Origin of the sequence: Pseudomonas sp. HMSC076A11 (assembly GCF_001810205.1) — a bacterium.
GTDB lineage: Bacteria > Pseudomonadota > Gammaproteobacteria > Pseudomonadales > Pseudomonadaceae > Pseudomonas > Pseudomonas aeruginosa.
Genome location: NZ_KV800317.1, coordinates 106,106 through 130,307 on the forward strand (window position 1 = coordinate 106,106; position 24,202 = coordinate 130,307).

The 24,202-nt window shown below is 69.1% G+C and carries 19 protein-coding genes; 8 read left to right on the top strand and 11 right to left on the bottom strand.

Annotated elements, in window-relative coordinates; translation table 11 throughout:
• From HMPREF2716_RS23790 to HMPREF2716_RS23805, 4 genes are all read left to right on the top strand, one after another.
• Positions 1 to 539, top strand: a 539-nt coding sequence (locus HMPREF2716_RS23790; protein WP_070622026.1) for an HAD family hydrolase, incomplete at its 5' end; no start/stop codon positions are given.
• Positions 536 to 1,174, top strand: coding sequence for a YdcF family protein (locus tag HMPREF2716_RS23795; RefSeq protein WP_003088740.1), 639 nt, complete (start codon positions 536 to 538; stop codon positions 1,172 to 1,174). The genes HMPREF2716_RS23790 and HMPREF2716_RS23795, both read left to right, overlap by 4 nt.
• Before the next feature lie 148 nt (positions 1,175 to 1,322).
• A complete protein-coding gene (locus HMPREF2716_RS23800; protein WP_023112975.1) occupies positions 1,323 to 3,167 on the top strand; it encodes a copper resistance system multicopper oxidase in 1,845 nt (614 codons plus the stop codon).
• Positions 3,164 to 4,219, top strand: coding sequence for a copper resistance protein B (locus tag HMPREF2716_RS23805; protein WP_003088738.1), 1,056 nt, complete (start codon positions 3,164 to 3,166; stop codon positions 4,217 to 4,219). Before HMPREF2716_RS23800 ends, HMPREF2716_RS23805 begins: the two co-directional genes overlap by 4 nt.
• A 19-nt stretch (positions 4,220 to 4,238) precedes the next feature.
• Here HMPREF2716_RS23805 and HMPREF2716_RS23810 read toward each other — a convergent pair whose 3' ends face one another.
• The 8 genes from HMPREF2716_RS23810 to HMPREF2716_RS23845 all read right to left on the bottom strand — a co-directional run bounded on the left by HMPREF2716_RS23810 (position 4,239) and on the right by HMPREF2716_RS23845 (position 16,631).
• The gene (locus tag HMPREF2716_RS23810; protein ID WP_023122136.1) at positions 4,239 to 5,462 is read right to left on the bottom strand and encodes a DUF2235 domain-containing protein; all 1,224 of its coding nucleotides are present in this window, start codon (positions 5,460 to 5,462) and stop codon (positions 4,239 to 4,241) included.
• A 202-nt stretch (positions 5,463 to 5,664) separates the two neighbouring features.
• Positions 5,665 to 6,846: an aminotransferase class V-fold PLP-dependent enzyme gene (locus HMPREF2716_RS23815; RefSeq protein WP_003120247.1), complete on the bottom strand. Its 1,182-nt coding sequence runs from the start codon at positions 6,844 to 6,846 to the stop codon at positions 5,665 to 5,667.
• Positions 6,847 to 6,991: 145 nt separating this feature from the next.
• Positions 6,992 to 8,602, bottom strand: coding sequence for an ABC transporter ATP-binding protein (locus tag HMPREF2716_RS23820; protein ID WP_023122137.1), 1,611 nt, complete (start codon positions 8,600 to 8,602; stop codon positions 6,992 to 6,994).
• 1 nt (position 8,603) lies between these two features.
• Complete coding sequence (locus HMPREF2716_RS23825) at positions 8,604 to 9,620, bottom strand: ABC transporter permease (RefSeq protein WP_003103639.1); 1,017 nt, start codon at positions 9,618 to 9,620, stop codon at positions 8,604 to 8,606.
• Position 9,621: 1 nt separating this feature from the next.
• On the bottom strand, positions 9,622 to 10,695 hold the full coding sequence (locus HMPREF2716_RS23830; protein WP_070622027.1) for a microcin C ABC transporter permease YejB: 1,074 nt from the start codon (positions 10,693 to 10,695) through the stop codon (positions 9,622 to 9,624).
• 1 nt (position 10,696) lies between these two features.
• Complete coding sequence (locus HMPREF2716_RS23835) at positions 10,697 to 12,505, bottom strand: extracellular solute-binding protein (protein ID WP_003118735.1); 1,809 nt, start codon at positions 12,503 to 12,505, stop codon at positions 10,697 to 10,699.
• Between the two features lie 3 nt (positions 12,506 to 12,508).
• Positions 12,509 to 15,466, bottom strand: coding sequence for a TonB-dependent receptor (locus HMPREF2716_RS23840; RefSeq protein ID WP_003114871.1), 2,958 nt, complete (start codon positions 15,464 to 15,466; stop codon positions 12,509 to 12,511).
• 262 nt (positions 15,467 to 15,728) lie between these two features.
• Positions 15,729 to 16,631, bottom strand: a complete 903-nt coding sequence (locus HMPREF2716_RS23845; RefSeq protein ID WP_003107805.1) for a LysR family transcriptional regulator — start codon at positions 16,629 to 16,631, stop codon at positions 15,729 to 15,731.
• Between the two features lie 140 nt (positions 16,632 to 16,771).
• On the opposite strand from HMPREF2716_RS23845, the gene HMPREF2716_RS23850 reads away from it, so the two are divergent.
• On the top strand, positions 16,772 to 18,157 hold the full coding sequence (locus HMPREF2716_RS23850) for an MFS transporter (protein WP_042179328.1): 1,386 nt from the start codon (positions 16,772 to 16,774) through the stop codon (positions 18,155 to 18,157).
• 6 nt (positions 18,158 to 18,163) lie between these two features.
• Here the strand turns inward: HMPREF2716_RS23850 and cynR are convergent, their stop codons facing one another.
• Positions 18,164 to 19,051, bottom strand: coding sequence for a transcriptional regulator CynR (cynR, locus tag HMPREF2716_RS23855; RefSeq protein ID WP_003114874.1), 888 nt, complete (start codon positions 19,049 to 19,051; stop codon positions 18,164 to 18,166).
• A gap of 114 nt (positions 19,052 to 19,165) precedes the next feature.
• On the opposite strand from cynR, the gene cynT reads away from it, so the two are divergent.
• Entirely contained in the window at positions 19,166 to 19,828 is a 663-nt protein-coding gene (gene cynT, locus HMPREF2716_RS23860; RefSeq protein ID WP_003107081.1) for a carbonic anhydrase CynT, read from the top strand.
• 39 nt (positions 19,829 to 19,867) lie between these two features.
• Positions 19,868 to 20,338, top strand: coding sequence for a cyanase (gene cynS, locus HMPREF2716_RS23865; protein ID WP_003088707.1), 471 nt, complete (start codon positions 19,868 to 19,870; stop codon positions 20,336 to 20,338).
• A 37-nt stretch (positions 20,339 to 20,375) separates the two neighbouring features.
• Here cynS and HMPREF2716_RS23870 read toward each other — a convergent pair whose 3' ends face one another.
• Both HMPREF2716_RS23870 and HMPREF2716_RS23875 read right to left on the bottom strand, forming a co-directional pair.
• On the bottom strand, positions 20,376 to 21,329 hold the full coding sequence (locus tag HMPREF2716_RS23870) for a FecR family protein (RefSeq protein WP_004359582.1): 954 nt from the start codon (positions 21,327 to 21,329) through the stop codon (positions 20,376 to 20,378).
• Positions 21,326 to 21,832: a sigma-70 family RNA polymerase sigma factor gene (locus tag HMPREF2716_RS23875; protein ID WP_003088700.1), complete on the bottom strand. Its 507-nt coding sequence runs from the start codon at positions 21,830 to 21,832 to the stop codon at positions 21,326 to 21,328. Before HMPREF2716_RS23875 ends, HMPREF2716_RS23870 begins: the two co-directional genes overlap by 4 nt.
• Before the next feature lie 327 nt (positions 21,833 to 22,159).
• Here HMPREF2716_RS23875 and HMPREF2716_RS23880 point away from each other — a divergent pair, with 327 nt between their 5' ends.
• Entirely contained in the window at positions 22,160 to 24,154 is a 1,995-nt protein-coding gene (locus tag HMPREF2716_RS23880) for an alkaline phosphatase D family protein (RefSeq protein ID WP_023518802.1), read from the top strand.
• The last annotated feature ends 48 nt before the right edge of the window (positions 24,155 to 24,202 follow it).

Consider the following 24,202-nt stretch of genomic DNA (forward strand, 5'->3'; position numbering starts at 1 on the left):
CCCTGGACTATCTGTTCGGCCACCTGCCGATGGAGCGCCGGCGGATCCTCAAGCAACGGGTCGATGCGCTGGAGGAAGGCGCCGACTGTCCCCTGCTGCCCGGCGTCGCCGCGGTGATCCGCCAGCTGCGTTGGCTGGACGTGCCCTTGGCGCTGGTCACCAGCAGTTGGCCGGCACGCATCGACCACGTGCTGCGCCAGCACGACCTGCAGGCGGCGTTCCGCACCCTGGTCAGCCGCGACGACGTGGTCCACGGCAAGCCGGCTCCGGATGGCTATCGCCTGGCCGCGGCCAGGCTCGGCGTGGCACCATCGCGCTGCCTGGTGTTCGAAGACTCCCTCAGCGGCGTGCAAGCCGCCTGTGCCGCCGGCGCGACCTGCGTGGCGATCGGCGAGGAGAGCGGCCTGCTCGCCGCCGGCGCGCGCTGGTCGGTCCGGGATTTCCGCGAGCTACGGATCGTCCGCGAAGACGACCGGCTGTACTGCCAGCATCGGCACCCCGCCACGACCGGCAGCGAGAGGAGCGTTGGCGTCCCATGAGCCCGACCCTGCAAGATGCCCGGCTGCTCTGGGACTTCCTCGGCCAGGGCCGCTGCCATGTGCCCTGCGAACTGCTGGTGGTATGCGGCTCCTACGACCTGCGGGTCTGCGACCACGCCTGCGAACTGCTCGAACGCGGCCTCGCCGAACGCCTGCTGTTCACCGGCAACACCGGGCACTGGACGCGCCATCTCTGGGTCGAGCCGGAAGCCGAGCTGTTCGCCCGCCACGCCAGGGCACGCGGGGTAAGCGACAGCCTCATCGTGATCGAGCCGCGGGCGACCAACTTCGCCGAGAACATCGCCTTCGCCCGCGAGCTGTTCCCCGACCTGCGCCGCGCGACCTTCGTCACCAAGCCCAACTCGATCCGCCGCGTGGCGCTGACCCTGCCGGTCCGCTGGCCGGGTCTGGAGGGACACGTGGATGCGCCCGACTACGCATTTCCCGACGGCATCTCGAACCTGGTCGGCGTACTCGGGGTGATCGACGAGATGGTCGGCGACCTTGATCGCATCATGCGTTACCCGGCGCTGGGCTTCCAGGTCGCCTGCCCGATCCCGGCGCAGGTCATGGACGCCTGGGAACGCCTGGTGGCGCGCGGTTTCGACCGCCACCTGGTGAACCCGCCGCGCTGAGCTGACAGCACTGTAATCTTCCCCACAGCTTGCCGACAGGCGCGCGCCGCTAGGGTGTCCGCATCGCCGCACCGCCCTGGCGGGGCCGCGACCTCCCGGCTGCGCAGGCTCGCGCAGTCCGTCCTGCCACCTGCGTGGAAACCAGCGGATGCACAGAACTTCGCGACGCACCTTCGTCAAAGGCCTCGCCGCCACCGGTCTGCTCGGCGGACTGGGTCTCTGGCGCGCCCCGGCCTGGGCCCTGGCCGGGCCGGGCCAGCAGAACCTGCTCGCCGGCGACAGTTTCGACCTGTTCATCGGCGAGACCCCGGTGAACCTCAGCGGCTCGCCGGCCACCGCCATGACCATCAACGGTTCGCTGCCCGGCCCGACCCTGCGCTGGCGCGAAGGCGACAACGTGACCCTGCGGGTGCGCAACCGCCTCGCCGAGGACACCTCGATCCACTGGCACGGCATCATCCTGCCGGCCAACATGGATGGCGTGCCGGGCCTCAGCTTCGAGGGCATCGCTCCCGGCGGTCTCTACGAATACCACTTCAAGGTCCGGCAGAACGGCACCTACTGGTACCACAGCCACTCGGGGCTACAGGAGCAGGCCGGGGTCTACGGCGCCTTGGTGATCGACGCCCGCGAGCCGGAACCGTTCAGCTACGACCGCGACTACGTGGTGCTGCTCAGCGACTGGTCGGACGAGAAGCCGCAGCGCATCCTCGCCAAGCTGAAGAAGCAGTCCGACTACTACAACTTCCACAAGCGCACCGTCGGCGACTTCATCGACGACGTCAGCGCCAACGGCTGGGCCGCGACCCTGGCCGACCGCAAGATGTGGGCCGAGATGAAGATGAGTCCCACCGATCTCGCCGACGTCAGCGGCTACACCTATACCTACCTGCTCAACGGACAGCCGCCGGACGGCAACTGGACCGGCCTGTTCCGCCCCGGCGAAAAGCTCCGCCTACGCTTCGTCAACGCCTCGGCGATGAGCTATTTCGACGTCCGCATTCCCGGCCTGAAGATGACCGTGGTGGCCGCCGACGGACAGCACGTCGAGCCGGTCAGCGTCGACGAGTTGCGCATCGCCGTGGCCGAGACCTACGACGTGATCGTCGAACCGGGCGGCGAGCGCGCCTATACCCTCTTCGCCCAGTCCATGGACCGCAGCGGCTACGCCCGCGGCACCCTGGCGCTGGCCGAAGGGCTTAGCGCGCCGGTGCCGACGCCCGATCCGCGCCCGCTGATCGGCATGGACGACATGGGCATGGGCGGCATGGACCACGGCGCCATGGGGCATGGCGCGGCGACGAGGCCCGCCAGCGAGATGGACCATTCGAAGATGTCGGGCATGGACATGAATGGCATGGACCATTCGAAGATGGCCGGCATGGACATGAACGGCATGGACCACTCCAAGATGGCCGGCATGGACCACTCCAGGATGGGCATGGACACCATGCCGATGCAGTCCCATCCGGCTTCGGAGGACGGCAACCCGCTGGTCGACATGCAGACCATGACGCCGACACCGAAGCTCGCCGACCCCGGCCTCGGGCTGCGCGACAACGGGCGGCGGGTGCTGACCTACGCCGACCTGCGCAGCCGCTTCGCCGACCCGGACGGCCGCGAACCGGGGCGCACCATCGAGCTGCACCTGACCGGGCACATGGAGAAGTTCGCCTGGTCCTTCGACGGCATCAAGTTCTCCGACGCCGAGCCGCTACGCCTGACCTACGGCGAGCGCCTGCGGATCGTCCTGGTCAACGACACCATGATGACCCACCCGATCCACCTGCACGGCATGTGGAGCGACCTGGAGGACGAGCAAGGCAATTTCCTGGTGCGCAAGCACACCATCGACATGCCGCCGGGCACCCGCCGCAGCTACCGGGTCACCGCCGACGCCCTGGGACGCTGGGCCTATCACTGCCACCTGCTGTTCCACATGGAGATGGGCATGTTCCGCGAAGTGCGGGTAGACGAAGGAGACAACGCATGAGCCGCCAGCCGAAACCCGCCCGCCTGGCCGGCGGTGCCCTCGCCCTGGGTCTGCTGCTGGGCCTGCCGAATCCCGTCGAGGCCGCGCAGGACAATGGCATGGACCACTCGGCCATGGACCACGGCGCGATGCCTGGCATGGACCACGGCCAGAGGACCTCCGCCCCGGCGAAACCCATGGACCACCAGGGGATGGGGCATGGCCGGATGCCGGGGATGGACCACGGCACCGCATCGCCCGCCCCGGCACAGCCCATGGAGCACCAGGGAATGGACCATGGCCGGATGCCGGGGATGAGCCGCGCTGCGCGGCAACCTCCGGCGCAGGCCGCGCCCAGCCAGAGCCGTACGCCGATCCCGGTGCCGACCGAGGCCGACCGCCGTGCCGCCTTTCCGCCGCTGGAGGGGCACAAGGTGCACGACAGCGCGCTGAACAGCTTCTTCCTGCTCGACCAGTTGGAATACCAGGACGCCGACGACGGCAGCGCGCTGGCCTGGGACGCCAGCGGCTGGATCGGCGGCGACATCAACCGCCTGTGGCTGCGCAGCGAAGGCGAACGGCTCGACGGCAAGACCGAGGACGCCGAGGTCCAGGCGCTGTTCGGGCACGCCATCGGTCCCTGGTGGGACCTGGTCGCCGGCGTGCGCCAGGATTTCAAGCCCGGCTCGCCGCAGACCTGGGCGGCGTTCGGCGTGCAGGGCCTGGCGCTCTACGACTTCGAGGCGGAAGTCACCGCCTTCCTCGGCGAGAACGGCCAGAGCGCGCTGCGCCTGGAGGGCGAGTACGACATCCTGTTGACCAACCGGCTGATCCTCCAGCCCAGCGCCGAGGTCAACCTGTACGGCAGGAACGATCCCGCCCGCGGCATCGGTTCGGGCCTTGCCGATAGCGAGCTGGGCCTGCGCCTGCGCTATGAGATCCGTCGCGAGTTCGCGCCCTACATCGGGGTGACCTGGAACCGCTCCTACGGCAACAGCGCCGACCTGGCCCGCGCCGAGGGCGAGGACGACGACGAGGCGCGCTTCGTCGCCGGTATCCGCATGTGGTTCTGAACGCGATCGCGGCCAGCCGCTAGCGGTAGCCGTCGAGCAACGGCGAATCGTCGATGAGGTCGCAGCGTTCCAGCGCTGGCAGGTTGCACGGCCGGTAGTCGGGGCATTCGTCCAGCCGCCGCTGCACCGAACGGTGCAGCTTGACCCGGGTTTCCTGCCCGACCGGTTCCAGCGGCCGCGAGCGCGGCCGGCCACGCGACCAGCGCCAGGCGCGGTTGCCGCTGCGGCGGTCCCAGACCAGCAGCGGCAGCCACTCGGCCAGGCGCCAGGGCCGGGTCATCACCGGCAGGATCGGCGCGGTCGGGTCCGGGCCCTGCTTCGAACGTGCGCGCAACTGGTCGCGGCTGCGCGCCGGGTCGACATGCAGGCCGGCCTCCAGCGCCTCGCCGAGCATCCAGGTAAAGGCCACCAGAGCCAGCCGCGAGTCCTTCGGCGCATAGCCACCGCCGACATCGGAGTGCATGCCGGGGAACCACACCTGCAACACGTCGGACTTGCGGTCCTTCTCGCCGAACCAGAGGTTCTGCCGGAAGAAGCAGCGGCATTCGTCGATGGCCAGGGCCTGGCGGACCACGTCGACCATTTCGTTGTTCGAGGAATACGGCACGGTCAGCGGGTCGTAGACCCAGCCCACCGAGGTCACGGTGTCGAACAGGCCGAGGAAGTGCACCTTCACCTGCCGGCCGAAGACCTTGCGGAAGCGTCCCAGCAGGCCGAAGTCCGGTCCGCGGCGACGCGTGCCGGCCCGCTTGTCTTCGTCGCGGGGCGGCATGCGGGTGGTGAGCAGGGTCCAGGCGTAGTCGAAGAGGTGCGGCTGGTGCGCATCGATCAGGCCCACCGCGCGCAGCATCGCGGCCAGCACCCGCACCGCGTAGGCCCCGCGGGAAAAGCCGAAGAGGAATATCTGGTCGCCGGGCCGGTAGTGCTCGGCGAGGAAGCAATAGGCGCCCTCGACGTTGCGCTTGAGCCCCCAGCCGAAGGCCAGGCCGGCGATCCGCGAGGGAAACTTCTGCCACTCGAACAGGGTTTCCTTCAGGCCGAAGGTGCCGACGCCCTGGTCGTAGTAGGCCAGCACCCTGCGCGGATCGCGCGACAGCGAGCGGTACAGGCGCACCACGTTGGTCGGCTGGTCGCCGAAGCGGTTCGAGGTTCCGTCGATGCAGACCACCAACTGGCGCGGCGCGTCGTTGTCCTGGGCGCTGCCGGCAGGCGGCAAGGCGGAATCGGGGGAGAGATCGTCCATTGGGCTCACGCAGGCAAAGCCTGACTTCCGTCGGCGGTGGATGGGAATGGCGACGCATGATACCCAACCTGGATGATCCGCCAAGCGCACATTGCCGGGAAATGGCGGCAAAGACGAAAAGCCCCTGGAGCCGCAGGGCGAATAACCGCTTCGCGGTTATCCGCAGCCCCTGGCTTCGGCGAGGGCGGGTCGAGCCGGCCGCTCAGCCTGCCCTGGATACCCCGAGGAACGGCTGCCACGCCGGCGCGCCACTATCCGCCGCGGCCTTGAGGGCGGCCACCGCCGCGTCGACGTCGGCCTCGCGGGTGTAGCGACCGAGGCTCAGGCGCACGCTGCGGCCAGCGCTGGCGGCATCGTGGCCGAGGGCGAGAAGCACGTGGGACGGCGCCGGCCGCGCCGAGTTGCAGGCCGAGGTGCTGGACACCGCCAGGCTGGACTCCAGTGCCTGGGGGACAAAGGCCGGGTTGTCGAAGGTCAGGTTCAGGGTATGCGCGATGCGTGCGTCGGCGCTGCCGTTCAGGCGCCAGCCGTCGATCTGCGCCAGCCCCTCCAGCAGACGCCGCTGGAGTCCGGCGATGCGCCTGCCCTCCTCCTCGAAAAGCTCGCCGGCGAGGGCGAAGGCCTCGCCCATACCGACGATCTGGTGGGTCGCCAGGGTCCCGGAACGCAGGCCCTGCTCGTGTCCGCCGCCGTGGATCTGCGCCTTCAGCCGCCGCTCGGCGCGCGGCCCGACGTACAACGCGCCGATGCCCTTGGGCCCGTAGGTCTTGTGTGCGGAGAACGACATCAGGTCCACCGCCAGGCGGCCCAGGTCGATCGCCACCTTGCCGCTGGCCTGCGCCGCGTCGACGTGGAACAGCGCGCCGCGCTCGCGCACCCGTTCGCCGATGGCGGCGATGTCGGTCAGGGTGCCGAGTTCGTTGTTGACCCGCATCAGCGACACCAGGCGGGTATCGGCGCGCCAGGCCGCCTCCACCTGTTCCGGCCGGATCAGGCCATCGGTGCCGGGCGCCAGCCAGGTCACGCTCCAGCCGTCATCGGCGAGTTGCTGCACGGTGTCCAGCACCGCCTTGTGCTCCAGGCGACTGGTGATCAGGTGGCCGGGTGCGTCCAGCGCCTGGGCCACGCCCTTGAGGGCCAGGTTGTTGGATTCGGTGGCGCCGGAAGTCCAGACGATCTGCCCGGCGCTGGCGCCGACCAGCGCGGCCACCTGCTCCCTGGCCCGCTCCACTGCCCGCCGCGCCTGGCGGCCGTAGGCATGGGAATTCGACGCGGGATTGCCAAAACACGCCTGGTAGCCGAGACACTCCACCATGGCCCGGATCACGCGCTCGTCCACGGGCGTGGTGGCGGCGTAATCGAAGTACAACGGTAACGAACTCATCGCATTCCCCCAATCGATCGGACGGACCCGGAAGCCGACATGGCTCCTTGTCCCTGACGGGCCCGCAGGCCGATCTTAAGAAAAGCGCCGGGGCGTCTGGAAAGAACCTTTCGGAACATCCTTAGAGTCAGCATGGTTTCCCGCCTCAGATTCCCAGCCCGGCCACCCGCAGATGCTCTTCCAGGCGCAGCGCGGGTATCGCTCCGAGCAACTCGCGGGTATAGGGGTGGCGCGGCTGGCTGAACAGCGCAGCGGCGCTGCCCTGCTCCACCACCCGGCCGTCCTTGAGCACCAGGATGTCGTGGGCCAGGGCGCGTACCACGGCCAGGTCGTGGCTGATGAACAGGTAGCTCAGCCCGTGGCGACGCTGCAACCGACGCAGCAGCTCGACCACCTGGCACTGCACGCTGCGGTCGAGCGCCGAGGTCGGTTCGTCGAGCAGGATCAGCGCCGGCTTCAGCACCAGCGCGCGGGCGATGGCGATGCGCTGGCGCTGGCCGCCGGAAAACTCGTGGGGATAGCGTTCCAGGCAAGGCTCGTCGAGACCGACCTCGCGCAGAGCCTCCAGCACCCGCGCGCGGCGTTCGCCGGCATCGCCGATGCCATGGATACGCAGGCCTTCGCCGACGATCTGTTCCACGCTAAGGCGCGGGTTGAGGCTGCCGTAGGGGTCCTGGAACACCGCCTGGAACTGCCGGCGCAATGGCAACAGGCGCTTGCCGTGCAGCCGGTCGAAGCGCTCGCCCTGGAACAGGATCTGCCCTTCGGCCGGCAACAGGCGCAGCAGCGCCTGGCCGAGGGAGGACTTGCCCGAACCGCTTTCGCCGACGATCCCCAGGGTGCTGCCACGGCGCAGCCGCAGGCTGACCTCGTGCACCGCGCGCAGTCCCGCGCGCCGGCGCAGCCAGCCGCCGGGCGCGGGGTAGTCGAGGCTCAGCGCGCGCACCTCCAGGCAGGTCTCGCGGCACGCCACCGGCTCCGCCAGCCCACCCGGCTCGGCCTCGATCAGCAGGCGCGTGTAGGGATGCCGGGGCGAGCGGAACAGCGTCTCGCAGGCGTTCTCCTCGACGATCTGGCCATCGCGCATCACGCAGACCCGATCGGCGACCCGGCGCACCAGGTTGAGGTCGTGGCTGATCAGCAGGATCGCCATGCCCAGCCGTCGCTGCAAGCTTTGCAGCAGCTCCAGGAGGCGTTTCTGCACGGTGACGTCGAGAGCTGTGGTCGGTTCGTCGGCGATCAGCAGTTGCGGCTCGCAAGCCAGCGCCATGGCCAGCATCACTCGCTGTCGCTGGCCGCCGGAGAGCTGGTGCGGATAGGCCTCGAGCAGGCGTCGCGGCTGCTCGAGGCCGGCCAGTTCGAGCAGTTCCAGTACCCGCCCGCGCAGCGCGGCGCCACGCAGGCGGCGATGCAGGCGCAGGCCCTCGCCGACCTGGCGGCCGATGCGCTGCAATGGATTGAGCGAGGTCATCGGCTCCTGGAACACCATGCCGATGCGCTGCCCACGAATCGCCAGCAATGCCTGCGGCGACAGGCCGAGCAGTTCCTCGCCGTCCAGGCGCACGCTGCCGCCCAGGCGCGCCGCGCCCGGCAGCAGGCGCAGCAGGGCGTGGGCGGTCTGCGACTTGCCGGAGCCGGACTCGCCGACCAGGGCCAGGGTCTCGCCGGCGCGCAGGCTGAAGTCGATCCCCTTCACGACCTGCGTGTCGCCATAGGCGACGCTCAGGTTTTCCACTCGCAACAGTTCCCGGTTCATCTCATGTCCTCGGATCGAAGGCGTCGCGCACCGCTTCGCCGATGAACACCAGCAGGCTGAGCAAGGTCGCCAGGACCACGAACACGGTCAGCCCGAGCCAGGGCGCCTGGAGGTTGTCGCGGCCCTGCCCGACCAGTTCGCCAAGGCTCGGCGAGCCGGGCGGCAGGCCGAAACCGAGGAAGTCCAGGGCGGTCAGGGTGGTCACCGCGCCACAGAGCAGGAACGGCAGGAAGGTCAGGGTCGCGACCATGGCGTTGGGCAGGATGTGCCGGAACATCACCCCGGCGTCGCCGAGGCCGAGGGTCCGCGCCGCCTTGACGTACTCCAGGTGACGACCGCGCAGGAACTCGGCGCGAACCACGTCGACCAGGCTGGTCCAGGAGAACAGCAGCATGATCGCCAGCAGCCAGCCGACCCCGGGCTGCACCAGGCTGGCGAGGATGATCAGCAGGTAAAGCATCGGCAGACCCGACCAGACCTCGATGAAGCGCTGGCCGAACAGGTCGATCCAGCCGCCGTAGTAGCCCTGCACCGCGCCTGCGCAGATTCCCAGCAACGACGAGGCCAGGGTCAGGCCGAGGGCGAAGAGAATCGACAGGCGCAAGCCGTAGATCACCCGCGCGAGCACGTCGCGGCCCTGGTCGTCGGTACCCAGCCAGTTCTCCGCCGAGGGCGGCGCCGGCGCCGGGCGCGCGTAGTTGATGCTGCGCGCGTCGAAGCGGATCGGCGGCCACAGCGCCCAGCCGTCGCGGGCGATGCGTTCGCTCATGAAGCGGCCGCGGTAGTCCGGCGGGAACGGCAGCTCGCCGCCGAAGGCGGTTTCCGGATAGTCCCGCAGCACCGGCAGGAACCACTGGCCACGGTATTCCAGCAGCAGCGGGCGGTCGTTGGCGATCAGCTCGGCGAACAGGCAGGTGACGAACAGCGCGAGGAACAGCCGCAGCGCCAGGCGCCCGCGGCGGTTGGCGCGGAACGCGGCGAGGCGGCGGCGGTGCAGCGGGGAAAGGACGATGGCCATCTCACTGTCTCCTCGCGGCGAAGTCGATGCGCGGGTCGACCAGGCTGTAGGCCAGGTCGCCGGCCAGCTTCACCAGCAACCCGAGCAGGGTGAAGATGAACAGGCTGCCGAACACCACCGGGTAGTCGCGGCCGAGCGCCGCTTCGTAGCCCATCAGGCCGAGGCCGTCGAGGGAGAACAGCACCTCGATCAGCAGCGACCCGGTGAAGAACACCGAGACCAGCGCCGCCGGCAGCCCGGCCACCACCAGCAACATGGCGTTGCGGAACACATGGCCGTAGAGCACCCGGCGCTCGCTGAGCCCTTTGGCGCGAGCGGTGGCGACGTACTGCCTGGATATCTCGTCGAGGAAGCTGTTCTTGGTCAGCAGGGTCAGGCTGGCGAAACCGCCGACCACCAGCGAACCCACCGGCAGCGCCAGGTGCCAGAGGTAATCGGCGAAGCGCGCCAGCGGGCCGAGGCGCTCGGCGCCCTCGGAAGCCAGGCCGCGCAGGGGGAACCAGTCCAGGTAGCTGCCGCCGGCGAACAGCACGATCAGGACGATGGCGAAGAGGAAGCCGGGCACCGCATAGCCGACCACCACCAGCGCGCTGCTACACAGGTCGAAGGCGCTGCCGTGGCGTACCGCCTTGGCCACCCCCAGGGGAATCGACACCAGGTAGGTGATCAGTGTCGCCCACAAGCCCAGGGACAGCGAGACCGGCAGCTTCTCGGCGATCAGGTCGATGACCCGCGCGTCGCGGTAGAAGCTCTCGCCGAAATCCAGCCGGGCGTAGCTCGACAGCATCAGCCAGAGCCGTTGCAGCGGCGGCTTGTCGAAGCCGTACTGGCGCTCCAGGGCGGCCACCAGCTGCGGATCGATGCCGGTCTCGCCGTGGCGCTGCGGTTCCAGAGCGCCATGCCCACCCTCCCCGCCACGCCCCAGCGGGCCGCCGCCGTCGACGCCCTGCAGGCACGCGATGGCCTGATCCACCGGCCCGCCGGGTGCGGCCTGGACGATGGCGAAGTTGATCAGCAGGATGCCCAGCAGGGTCGGCAGGATCAGCGCCAGGCGGCGCAACAGGTAGCCGCCCATGTCACTGCGCCTCCCGGCTCGGCGCGGCCCGCTCGCGGACTTCCCACCAGGTGTTCAGCCCCAGGCTGTAGCGCGGCGCCTGCGGCGGTCGGCCGAAGCGATTCCAGCTGGCGATCCAGACCTCGTCGGAATACCAGGTCGGGATCAGGTAGTAGCCCCATTGCAGCACCCGGTCGAGGGCGCGCACGGCGGTTTCCAGGGCGGCCCGCGAGTCGGCCTCGACCACCGCCTGGACCAGCCGGTCGATGGCCGGGTCCTTCAGGCCGATGCGGTTGTAGCCGCCGGGATCGGCGTAGCTGGAGGAATGCCAGAAGCTGTACTGCTCGTTGCCCGGCGAATTGGACTGGGAGAAGCTCGAAACGATCATGTCGTAGTCCCGCGCACGTATGCGCTCGATGTATTGCGAAGCGTCCACCTGGCGCAGGCGCATATCGATGCCGATCCGCGCCAGGTTGCGCTGGAACGGCAGCAGCGCGCGCTCCAGGCCCTTGCCCTGGAGCAGGAGGTCGAAGCGCAGCGGCCGTCCGGCGGTATCCAGCAGGCGCCCGTCGACGGCATGCCAGCCGGCCTCGCCGAGCAGGCGGTAGGCCTGCACCAGGCGCTCGTGGATATCGCCGCTGCCGTCGTTCACCGGCGGAGCGTAGGCCTGGCCGAAGACCTCCTCGGGGATTTGCCCGCGCAGCGGCTCCAGCAAGGCCAGCTCGTCGGCGCCGGGCAGGCCGCGGGCGGCCATCTCCGAGTTGTCGAAATAGCTGCGCAGGCGCTTGTAGCGACCGCCGAAGAGCTGCCGGTTGGTCCATTCGAAGTCGAACAACAGGCTCAGCGCCTGGCGTACCCGGCGGTCCTCGAACAGCGGCCGGCGCAGGTTGAACACCAGGCCCTGGAGGCTGGCCGGGTACGGGTAGGGAAAGCTCTCCTGGCGCAACCGGCCATCGCGCAGGGCCGGCGAGTCGTAGCCGCTGCTCCAGGCCTTGACGCTGGTCTCGACATTGATGTCGGCCTGCCCGGCCTTGAACGCCTGCAAGGCCACGCCGCTGTCGCGGTAGTAGTCGAAACGGATCCGCTCGAAGTTGTACAGGCCACGCCCGACCGGCAGGTCGCGAGCCCACCAGTCGGGGTTGCGCCGGTAGCTCACCGAACGCCCCGCCTCGGCCTTCTCCAGCCGGTAAGGTCCGCTGCCCAGCGGCGGCTGCATGCTGCTGCGGTTGAAGTCGCGTCCCTGCCACCAATGCCTGGGCAGCACGTAGAGCTGGGCCAGCACCAGCGGCAGTTCGCGGTTGCCGGCATGACGGAAATCGAAGCGGATGCGCAGGCGATCCTCCACCACCGGCTCGCGGACCTCCTTGTAGTAGGCGCGCCAGAACGGGCTGCCCTGCTCGACCAGGCTATCGAAGGAAAACTTCACGTCCTCGGCGGTGACCGCCACGCCGTCGCTGAAGCGCGCCCGCGGATCGATATGGAAACGCACCCAGCTGTTGTCCGGGGCTTTCTCGATGTAGCGCGCCAGGTAGCCGTATTCGGTGAACGGCTCGTCCAGTGACTGGAAGCCGAGGGTTTCGTAGATCAGCGCGGCCTGGGTCATGCTGATCGGCGTGCCGCGGTTGGCGAAGGGGTTCAGCGTGTCGAAGCTGCCGCTTTCCATCCGCCGCAGGCTGCCGCCCTTGGGCGCCTGCGGGTCGACGAAGTCGAAGTGCTGGAAACCCGGCGGGTATTTCGCCGGCTCGTCGTAGAGCGTGATGGCATGGCGCGGTTCGCTGCGGGCCAGGCTGGCGAGCAGGCAGCAGGCGAAGACCAGGATGCGTCCGGGCATGGCTCAACCACCGAAGTGATAGCTGAAGTCCAGCCACCATTGGCGGCCCATGGCGTCGTAGTTGCCGGTGGGATAGTACGGCCAGCCATCGGAGTCGTCCTCCTTGATCTGGTCGAGCAGGTTGTTCACCGTCAGGCCGACGCTGGCGCGTTCGTTGAGCCGGTAGCGGGCGCTGGCGTTGAACACCGTCCACGGGCTCAGGCGCCCGCTGCCAGCGGCGTTGGTAACGCTGCCGTAGCGCACCGCGAAGAGCGTCGAGGTGAACTGTGCGTAGTCCCAGGTCAGGCTGGCGTTGAGTTTGCTGCGCCAGTCGTGGGAGTCGAGGCTGTCGCGCTGGTTCTCGCTGGGGTAGTCGTCGGACTGCTTGTAGTCGTGGGACAACACCAGGGTGTAGCCGAGGGTCGAGGAGAAGGCGCCGTAGTCGCCGGCGCCCCAGCGGATGTTGCTGCGCAGGTCGATGCCGCTGGTGCGCTCCTTGGCCGCGTTGATGGCATTGACGTAGACCTTGTTCAGGCGATTCGGATCGACGCTGGCGTCGCCGGCGTTGCGCTCGACCCGCGCCAGGGTGTCGCGGCACTGCGCCGAGTCCGGATCGAGCCCGCCGCTACGGCAGGCCGCCTCGTCGCGCAGCAGTTTGTCCGGATCGAGGGTGGTCAGCAGGTCATCGATCTGGATGTGGTAGTAGTCGGCGGAAAAGTCGAACCTGCTCGACGGCGACCAGACGAAGCCGTAGCTCCAGTAGCGCCCGCGCTCGGACTTCAGGTCGGGCGTGCCGCTCTGCACGTAGTCGACCCGGCCGTTCTTGCAGGCGCCGTCGACGCCTTTCTCGCAACCGTAGTAGTCCTTCTGCGCCGGGTAGTAGCCGTTGGCGTCGGCCTGGTAGATGTAGTTCAGGTCCGGCGCGCGGAAGCTGGTGCCGTAGCTGCCGCGTAGCAGCAGGCTGGTCAGCGGGCGCCACTCCAGCCCCAGGTTGTAGGTGGTCTGCTCCTCGGTGCGACCGCTGAACCTGTACTGGTCCCAGCGGCCGGCGGCGGACGCCAGCAGCGTGTCGTGCAGCGGGATGCTGAATTCGCCGCCGGCGGCGTAACGGTCGCGCGAGCCGCCGGAGCTGCTGGCCTTGGAGACGTTGTAGAGAGAGCCGTCGTTGTATTGCGAGTCGGGACGGATTCTGTAGCCCTGCTTGCCCACCTCCAGCACGCCGGCGAAGGCCACCGGGCCGGCCGGCAGGTCGAACAGCTCGCCGTTGCCGGTGAAGCTGTAGGTCTGCGAGTAGGACTCGCTGTGCTGGGTCACGTTGCGCCGCAGGCTGCGCCACTCTTCCTCGCTCAGCGGACGTCCGAGGCGCGCCGGATCGGGATCGTAGACCGGGTAGCCGTCGCGTTCGCCGAGCTTGCGGCCCAGGTACAGGTCGAGGATCCCGGCCGCCGGGGTGTAGCGGGTAGTGCGGTCGCTGCGGTACTCGGAGCGGGTCGCGGCCAGTTCGTATTCCCAGGAAGTATTGGCGACGCGGTCGCTGTAGCCGAGGGTGCCGGTCCAGGACACCTCGCGCCACTTGCTGTTGTTGCTGCTCTTGCCGCCGATCTCCTCGGGCGAGAACAGCCGGTACCAGCGCTCCAGGTCGCCGCTGGAGGCATTGATGAAGTCCGGCGAGGTGAAGGACGGCCCGCGGGTATTGTTCTGCAGGTGGTCGAAGCCGAACAGCAGGTCGGCGAACAGCTTGCCGCTGTCGCTCAGGTGCCAGGTGCCGCCGGCGTAGCCGTCGTAGTTTTCCTTCTTGGTCTGTAGGGTCCAGTAGTTGTTGTAGTACTGGTCGGTCATGCAGCGATAGCCACCCCTGGCGCCCGGCACCGGCGCCACGTTGCCGCCGAACAGGCCGCCGAGACCGGCGCAGGAGGCGTCGCCGAGGTAGCGTCCGCTCTGCGGGTTCAGCCGGTAACCGACGTTGTTGCCGTCCGGGTAGCTGTCCATGAAACCGCGCTGGTTGGCCCAGACCGGCTGGCGCTGCTCGACCTGCAGGCCGAACAGGCCTTCGAAGTCGCCCGTCGCGCCGCCGCCGACCAGTTGCAGGCGCTGGTTGTCGCCGCCGCCGCGCTCGGTGGTGCCGGCGCGCAGGTTGACGTCGACGCCATCGAATTTCTTCTTCAGGACGATATTGACCACCCCGGCGATGGCATCCGAGCCGTAGATCGCCGAGGCGCCGCCGCTGAGGATCTCGATGCGGTCGATCATGACCGCCGGGATGTTCGCCAGGTTGGTGAAGTTCACCGAGCCGCCATAGGCGGTCGGGTAGTCGGCGACGCGCCGGCCGTTGATCAGCACCAGCGTGTGGTTGGGGCCGAGATCGCGCAGGTTGAGGGCGTTGGCCGCCGGTTGCCAGGTGTTGCCGTAGTCCTCGCCCTGGGTCATGCCGGTGTTCTGGGTCTGCGTCTGCAAGGCCTCGAAGACGTTGCGGTAGCCACGGTTCTGGATTTCCTCGCTGCTGATCACCGTGACCGGCGACGGCCCTTCCTGCTGGGCGCGGGGAATCCGCGAGCCGGTCACCACCACCCGCTCCAGGGTCTGCTCCGCTTTCGCCGCCAGCGGCTGCACCTTCGCCGCCGGTACGGCCGCGCGCAGCGGCGCGGCGGAAATCACCGCGCCGCGCTCGGAACGGCGGAACTGCAGGCCGCTACCGCGCAGGGCCTGTTCCAGGGCCTGGTCGACACTCAGCGGACCGCGCACCGCCGGCGCCTGCCGGCCGCGCACCAGCGACTGCTCGAAGGAGATCAGCAAGCCGCTCTGTCGCGAGATGCCCAGCAGCACCTGGTCCAGCGGGCCGGCGGCGACGTCGAAGGTGAGCGCCTTGGCGGCGGGCGCGGGCGTCTCCGCACGTGCCTCCGGCGGCGCGGCGTAGGCCGCCGCGAGCAGCGCGGCCAGGGCCAGGCTGGAAGGCAGGCGTGTGGATGGAGCATGGTGCGGCATCGTTCGGTTCCCCCCGAAAACATGGTTTCCAGGGGATGAGCGATGAGCGCGGGAGATTTGCAGGGCAGGCTTGGAACGCTTTGTTCTGAGCTTATAAGCGCGGGCGAATAGGCATAGCGGCGGATAACGCCTCCGGCGTTATTCGCCCCACCCGACAATCTTCCCCCAGCTCCGCTACCGGCCTTGCCCCGCGTAGGGCGAATGGCCGCTTGCGGCTATCCGCCGGTCCGAACACGGCGTTATCCGCCCTGCCGCCCTCGGGTCAGTACGTCAGCGCCCCGCACCAGTGCGCGCTCTTCAGTTCCTCGTAGAGCGCGCCGATCTTCAGCGAGCACTGCCGCGACGGCGGGTAGATCAGCGACACCGGGCACAGCGGCGGTTCGAAGGGCTGGAGGATGCGTACCAGTCGACGCCGGCGGATCGCCTCCTCGGCCATGAAGCCCATCACCTGGACGATGCCCTGGCCGACCAGCGCCGCGTCGACCAGCGCGTCGGCCACGTCCAGCACCAGGTCGCCGCGCACCGCCAGGCTCAGCGGCTGGCCGTCGCGCTGGAACTGCCATTCCAGCAGCTTGCCGGTGTGCAGGTCGCGCACCGTCGGGCAGTTGTGCCCGGCGAGTTGCTCCAGGCGCTCCGGCGTGCCGTGACTGCGCAGGTATTCCGGCGACGCCACCGTGACCCAGCGCAACGCCGCCAATGGCCGGGCGATCAGGCGCACGTCGCCGACCCGACCGAGACGCACGGCGGCGTCGAAGCCTTCCTCGGTGAGGTCGACCAGGCGATCGGTCATCGCCGCCTCGATCTGCAATTGCGGGTAGCGCCGCGTCAGTTCGCGCAGCACCGGCATGATCACGATCCGCCCGAGCGCCTGCGGGGTGGTGATCTTCAGCGGACCGCTCGGCGCGCACTGGCGGTCCACCAGCAACTTCTCGACTTCCTCCAGTTCCGCCAGCAAGGGTGCGCAGCGCTCGTAGAACAGCTGGCCGTCCGGGGTCAGGCTGACGCTGCGGGTGGTGCGGTGCAGCAGACGCACGCCGAGTTCGGCTTCCAGCCGGCCGATGGCGCGCGACAGGCCGGACTGGGTCAGACCGAGAGAAACGGCGGCCTGGGTGAAGCTACGGGTCTCGGCCACGCGGGCGAGCAACTTGACGGCATTCAGGTCCATGGCGATCTCATCGATGATTATTTTCATCAGTGAAAGGACGGAGAGGCTATTTATCACGATTCCAGCATGAGAAACACTGGCCGCGCCCAACCCAGACCAGGAGTCCCGCCGTGACGGACCGTGCCGCCCCTTCCAACTGGATGCTCGCCCTGCTCGCCTGCGCGCAACTGATCATCGCCCTCGACGCCACCATCGTGTTCGTCGCCCTGCCGGAAATCAGCCGGGCGCTGGATTTTTCGGCGCAACGCCTGCAATGGGTGGTGAGCGCCTATACGGTGGCCTTCGGCGGCTTCCTCCTGCTCGGCGGGCGCGCCACCGACCTGCTCGGCCGGCGCCGCATGTACGTCCTCGGGCAAAGCCTGTACGCCCTCGCCTCCCTCGCGGGCGGCCTGGCCCAGAGCGAGTTGCCGTTGATCCTCGCCCGCGCCGTGCAGGGCCTGGGTGGCGCGCTGCTGTTCCCGGCGACCCTGGCGCTGATCGGCAATCACTTCGCCGAGGGCCCGGCGCGCAATCGTGCCCTGGCGATCTGGAGCATCGCCTCGGCGTTCGGCCTGGCCCTCGGCTCGGCGCTCGGCGGCGCGCTCACCGAGCTGTTCGGCTGGGCCTCGATCTTCCTGGTCAACGTGCCGCTGGCCGGCGCCGCGGCGCTGCTCGCCCTGCGCCTGATCCCGGCCGACACCCGGCGCCAGCGCGGTCGGCGCTTCGACCTGGCCGGCGCGCTGACGGTCACCGCCGGCGCCACCCTGCTGGTCTTCGCCCTGGTCCAGGGCCCCGAGTCGGGCTGGGATGCGCCCTCGGTACGTTTCGGACTTTACCTTTCCGTCCCGCTGCTACTGGCGTTCCTCGCCATCGAACACTACAGCCGCGACCCGCTGATGCCGCTGCGCCTGCTGGGCAACCGCAACCTGCAGGTGGCGATGCTGCTGACCGCGATCTTCATGAGCAGCTACGGCGTGCAGTACTACTTCCTGGCCATCTACTTCCAGTCGGTGTACGGCTACAGCGTGTTGCAGACCGGCCTGGCGTTCCTCCCGGCGACTCTGCTCTGCACCCTCGGTATCCGCGTCGCCGAGCGCCTGCTGGCCCGCCACGGGGCACGCGCGACGCTGGTCGCCGGCCTGCTGCTGGGCGCACTCGGGCTCGGCCTGCTGGCAGCGTGCCTGCCGCTGGGGCGCGGCTTCCTGGCGCTGCTGCCGGCCATCGTGATCCTCAGCGTCGGCCAGGGCATGACCTGGACCGCCATGTGGGTGAGCGCCGCCAGCGGCGTCGATCCCGCCGAACAGGGCGTCGCCTCGGGGATGGCCTCGATGACCCAGCAGATCGGCGGCGCGCTCGGCCTGGCCCTGCTGGTGGCGCTGGCCAACGCCCAGGTACGCGGCGCCGATGCCGCCAGCCTGCTGGCCAGCCAGGCGCGCGGCATCGAATGGGTGACCGCGCTCAGCGCCCTGCTCGCCCTGTGCGGCGCCGCCCTGGCCCTGCGCCTGCGCCGCGAGGAGCCCGCGGCGTTGCAGCCGAGTCGCGGCTGATCCCGCTCAGGCGTCGCCCAGCTCGGCGCCGAGCTCCAGCGCCAGGGCCTGGAAGGCCAGGCGCGCGGCACCGGGGTGGCTGCCCTGGCGCCAGAACAGCGCTACCTGGCGGGTCGGCAGCGCCGGCCGCAGCGCCACGCAGCGCAACCCGGCCTGCTGGCGCGCCACCGCCTCCGGCAGGATGCTTGCCAGTCTTCCGCGGCGAACCACGTCGACGATGGCGCTGATCGAGTTCGCCTCCAGCGCCACCCGCGCCGTCACCCCTTGCTGGCGCAGGTAAGCGTCGATATGCCGACGCGTGGCGAAGTCGTCGCGCAACAACGCCAACGGCAACTCCGCCAGCGCTGCGGCGGCCAGCGGCGCGTCCGCCGCCGGGTGTTCCGCCCCCAGCACCAGGCCCAGACGCTCCAGGTAGAGCGGCTGGCTGTCGATCTCCACCGAACCCGGCTCGCTGAAGGCCACGCCAAGGTCCAGGCGATCGTCGATCAGCGCCGCCTCCAGGGCGTCCTGGGGCAACTCCTCGAGGCTCAACTCGATGCCCGGATAGCGCTGATTGAACGGATCCACCAGGGCGCCCACCAGATAGCAGGTGAAGGTCGGCGTCATGCCCAGGCGCAGGCGGCCGCGACTGAGGTCGCGCACCTCGTGGATCGCTCGTTGCGCCGCTTCCAGCTCGCGCAAGGCACGCCGCGCATGAAGCAGGTACAGCTCGCCGGCATCGGTGGGACGCACGCTCCTGCCGGAGCGGTCGAGCAATTGCACGCGCAGTTGCTCTTCCAGTTGCCGCACCTGCTGCGACAGGGTCGGCTGCGAAACGTGCAGCGCCTCGGCGGCGCGGGTGAAGTTGCGATGCTCGGCGACAGCGAGCAGGTAGCGCAGGTGGCGAAGCAGCATGGAAACATCCAACTATAGACCAGACCAATGACTGGAATAATAAACCGGTCTTGGACCCTATGGCTCAATCCGCGCATCCTGGCCCCACCATTCGACGGCCAGGAGCCCAGCGCCATGCGTGACATCATCGACGGCTTTCTCCGCTTCCAGCGCGACGCCTACCCGGCGCGCTCGCAACTGTTCAAGTCCCTGGCCACCCGGCAAGCCCCCAAGGCACTGTTCATCGCCTGCTCGGACAGCCGGGTGGTCCCCGAACTGCTGACCCAGCGCGAGCCCGGCGAACTCTTCGTGATCCGTAATGCCGGCAACATCGTCCCCGGCTACGGGCCGCAGCCCGGCGGGGTCAGCGCCTCGGTGGAATACGCGGTGGCGGTGCTCGGGGTCGGCGACATCGTGGTCTGCGGCCACTCGGACTGCGGCGCGATGGGCGCCATCGCTTCCTGCGCCTGTCTCGACCAGCTGCCGGCGGTGGCCGGCTGGTTGCACCACGCCGAGGCCGCACGGGCGATGAACAGCGCCCACGAACACGCCTCCGAGGCGGCGCGGCTGGACGCCCTGGTGCGGCACAACGTGATCGCCCAACTGGCCAACCTGCGCACCCACCCCTGCGTCGCCCGCGCCCTGGAGCAGGGTCGGCTGAACCTGCACGGCTGGGTCTACGACATCGAAAGCGGCCGCATCGACGCCCTCGACGGCGCCAGCCGGCGCTTCGTCTCCCTCGCCGAGCATCCCGAAGTGCGCGCGGTAGGCGGCGAACCCGGGCAGGCGGTCGCCTGAATCCCTTTCCTCACAACCACCCGCAAGGAGAGTCATCTCATGCAACACAGCCAAGTGTCCCCCAACGCGCGCCAGCAACTGGCCGAGACCGTGGTCCTGAACAAGGCCCGCCTGGGCCTGTCCTGGCAGGACCTGGCCGACGGCACCGGTCTCGCCCTGACCTTCGTCACCGCCGCCCTGCTCGGCCAGCATGCCCTGCCAGAGGCGGCGGCGCGCAAGGTCGCCGCCCAACTCGGCCTGGACGACGACGCGGTGCTCCTGCTGCAAAGCATCCCGCTGCGCGGCAGCATTCCCGGCGGCATTCCCAGCGACCCGACCATCTATCGCTTCTACGAGATGCTGCAAGTCTACGGCAGCACCCTGAAGGCGCTGGTCCACGAACAGTTCGGCGACGGCATCATCAGCGCGATCAACTTCAAGCTGGACATCAAGAAGGTCGAGGACCCGGAAGGCGGCTCGCGGGCGGTGATCACCCTCGACGGCAAGTACCTGCCGACCAAGCCGTTCTGAAGCGTCGCGCCGCCCGGCTCGCCGCCGGGCGCGCGCCTCAGCGGCTGGCGATGCTGACCCAGTAGGGCCCGTGGTAGTCGAGCCGGATCGGTAGGCTCTGCTCCAGCAATGCCAGCGCCACGCCGCTGTCGTCCAGCGGGTAGATGCCACTGACGCGCAGCGCCGCCGCGTCGTCGGCGACGCTGATGATGCCGCGGCGATAGGCGCGCAACGCTTCCAGCACCTCCCCCAGCGGGCGGTCGCGGACCTCCAGCCGGCCATCCAGCCAGGCGCTCTCGCCGCCTTCGGCAGGACCTCGGGCGAGAATCGCCGAGGCGTCGAAACGGGCGCTCTGGCCGCGCTCCAACAGGCATTGCCGTCCGTCGGCAGTGGTGATCCGCACCCGCGACTCGAGCACCACCACTCGCGAGCTGGCGCCGTCATCGCTGACCTGGAAGCGGGTTCCCTGCGCCTCGACCTGGCCACGCCCGGTGTCGACGACGAACGGCCGCGCCGGATCCCGTGCCACGTCAACCAGCAGGCGGCCCTCGCGTAAGCGCAGGCGACGCCGGTAGCCATCGAATTCGGGGCGTACCCGGCTGCGCGCGTCCAGCACCAGTTGGCTGCCATCCTCCAGGCGGAAGCTCTGGCGTTGTCCGGTGCCGGTATACAGGTCGCCGGGCCAGGGGAAGCCGACGATGCCGATCCGCCCCAGCGCCAGCGTCGCCACGCCGAACGCCGCCAGGGCGAGGCTGCGCTGGAGAAACCGGCGACGGGCGGACGGCGCCTCGAGGGCTCCGATCAATTGCTCGGCGCGCAAGCCGTGCAGGGGCTCGTCGCGAAACGACTGCAAGCCCAGGCTGAGCCGGTCGAACACCGCACCGTGCTCGGCATCGGCCTGGCGCCACTGCTGGAACGCCAGGCGCTCCTCGGCGCCGGCATGGCCGGATTGCAGCAGCGCCATCCACTGCGCCGCTTCGTCGAGGATGCGTTCTCGCCTTCCCTGGCTCATTCGGCAAGCACCTGGTAGCACTGCTTGAAGCCCTCGACCATGTACTGGTGGATGCGGCTGACGGAAACCTCCAGCAAGCCGGCGATCTCCACGTAGGTCAGTCCGCCGATCTGGCTATGGATGAAGGCGGCGCGGGCCTTCGGCGAGAGCCCGGCGAGCATGCGCTCCAGGCGCAGCAGGGTTTCCACCACCTGGGCCTGCTCCTCGGCGGACGGCGCGAGGGCCTCCGGAAGCCCGGCCAGGCTTTCCAGGTAGGCGCGTTCCAGGTCCTGGCGCCGCCAGCCGTCGTACATCAGCCGGCGGGCGATGGTGGTGAGCAGCGCGCGCGGCTCGCGGATGCTTGCCGGGTCCGGCAGGGCAAGGACCTTGAGGAAGGTTTCCGAGGCGATGTCCTCGGCGCTGTGGGGGCAGCCGAGGTAGCGCCGCAGGCGCCCGCTCAGCCAGGAATAGTCGTTCTGGAACATCAGGCCGACGAGGCGATTGCGTGTCTGATCCATGCCCATTCCGCACTCTCGTGCTACGGGCCTGCGCCACCGGGCGTCGGGGTGGCAGGCGAAACCTTGATCGGCGGGAGGCGGCGCCGACGTCGGATTGCACGTGTCCCTCCCGCAAACAGCGATGGCAGGCCGTCGGGCCTGCGCGGAAGGCAATATGCCGCAGAAGCTCGAACGCAAAAAAGAATATTAATTAAGGCGTACTTAACTTTTTGGCATTAGAAGATCGCCATCCCGCGACGACTGTCGTCATTCCTTACGAAATGGCAACGCCGCGATCCGCCGAAAGCGGCATACTCGTCAGCTTGTTTCGCCGCGTCGACAACGCCCGTACCAATGTCCGCCTCGCTCCCCAACGACACCCCGCCTGACGAAGCCCTGCCCCTGGTCCTGGCCGGTCCCCTGCTGCGCCGCGCAGAGCCCGGACGCCTGGTGTTCTGGCTGGCCACGTCATGCCCGACGACCATCGAACTGATCCTCGCCAGCGAAGGCGAGGCGGAGCGTCGGGTCCGCCTCGCGGAAGGAACCCACTCGGCCATCCGCATCGGCACCCATGCCTGGCTGCACCTGCTGGATGTCGCGCTCGACCCGCCGTTGCCCTGCGCCCGCCTGGTCGACTACGACCTGCGCCTCGCCGCCGACGGCCGGGAGCCTGCGGGAATCGCCGAATGGGCGCCGCATCTGCTCTACCCCGGTCGCCAGCGCGCCAGCCTGGTGCTCAAGCCACGTCTCGACCAGTTGCTCCACGGCTCCTGCCGCAAGCCGCATCACCCAGCGGCCGATGGCCTGCTGCAGGTCGACCGGCTGCTGGAGGAAAACCTGCTGCAGGCCGAAAGCCGCCCGGCGTTGCTGATGATGAGCGGCGACCAGGTCTACGCCGACGACGTCGCCGGGCCGATGCTGGTGGCCATCCATGGGTTGATCCACCGCCTCGGCCTGTACGGCGAACACCTGGAAGGCGCACTGGTGAACGACAGCGAGGCACTCTACGCGCACCCGGCCACCTACTACCGGCGCGAGGACCTGCTGCCCGCCTTCGAGTCCAACGAAGCCCTGCGCGAGCGCTTCTTCGGCGGGGTGAAGAAGCCCATCTTCACCTCGGCCAACGCCCACAACCATCTGGTCGGCCTGGCCGAGGTGCTGGCGATGTACCTGCTGGTCTGGTCGCCGGCGCCCTGGCGCCTGGTCAGGCTGGAACCGCCGCCGGGGCTGGATGCGCGGCACGCGCAGCGCTTCGCCGGCGAGCGCCGGCACATCGAAGCCTTCCGCGATGGCCTGCCCCGCGTGGCGCGGGCGCTGGCGCATATCTCGTCGCTGATGATCTTCGACGACCACGACATCACCGACGACTGGAACCTTTCAGCACGCTGGGAGCTGACCGCCTACGGCCATCCTTTCTCCCGGCGGATCATCGGCAACGCCCTGCTCGCCTACCTGCTCTGCCAGGGCTGGGGCAACGACCCGCAGCATTGCGGCGAATGGCTGGCGCCGGTCGCGGCCCTGATGGAGGGTGCCGCGGCAGACGGCCGGCTGCCCTGCGCCGAGCAGGACCGCCTGCTCGATGCCCTGCTCGACTTCCAGCACTGGCACTACCGGTTGCCTGGCAGCCCGACCCTGATCGTCCTCGACACGCGCACCCGCCGCTGGCGTAGCGAGCGCAACCTGGGCCGGCCCTCCGGGCTGATGGACTGGGAGGCACTGAGTGAATTCCAGCAGGACCTGCTCGGCGAAAAGGCGGCGATCATCGTGTCGCCGGCGCCGATGTTCGGGGTCAAGCTGATCGAGGGCGTACAGAAGCTTTTCAGTTGGATCGGCCAGCCGCTGCTGGTCGATGCGGAAAACTGGATGGCCCATCGCGGCGCGGCCTCGGTGATGATGAACATCTTCCGCCACTCGCGTACGCCGGGTAACTACCTGATCCTTTCCGGCGACGTGCATTACTCCTTCGTCTACGACATCCGGATTCGCCATCGCGAGCGCGGGCCCCGGCTCTGGCAGATCACCAGCAGCGGGATCAAGAACGAATTCCCGCGACGCCTGCTGGACTGGTTCGACCGCATCAATCGCTGGCTCTATGCGCCCTGGTCGCCGCTGAACTGGCTGACCCAGCGGCGCAGTCTGGAAATCCGCCCACGCGTTCCGCAGCACAGCCAGGCCGGCGAGCGCCTGTGGAACAGCGCCGGGATCGGCCAGGTATTCATTGGCGAGGACGGCCGTCCGCGCGCGGTGTTGCAGGTCAATGCCGATGGCTCGCCGGCGACCGCCTTCGAGCGACATCGCGACATCGAAGACGAACGAGCGGACCAGTCGCCGGTCACGCCGGGTCGCTGAGAGGCCAGAACAAGGGGGACGGGCGGACGCCGCTCCGCATCATCCGCC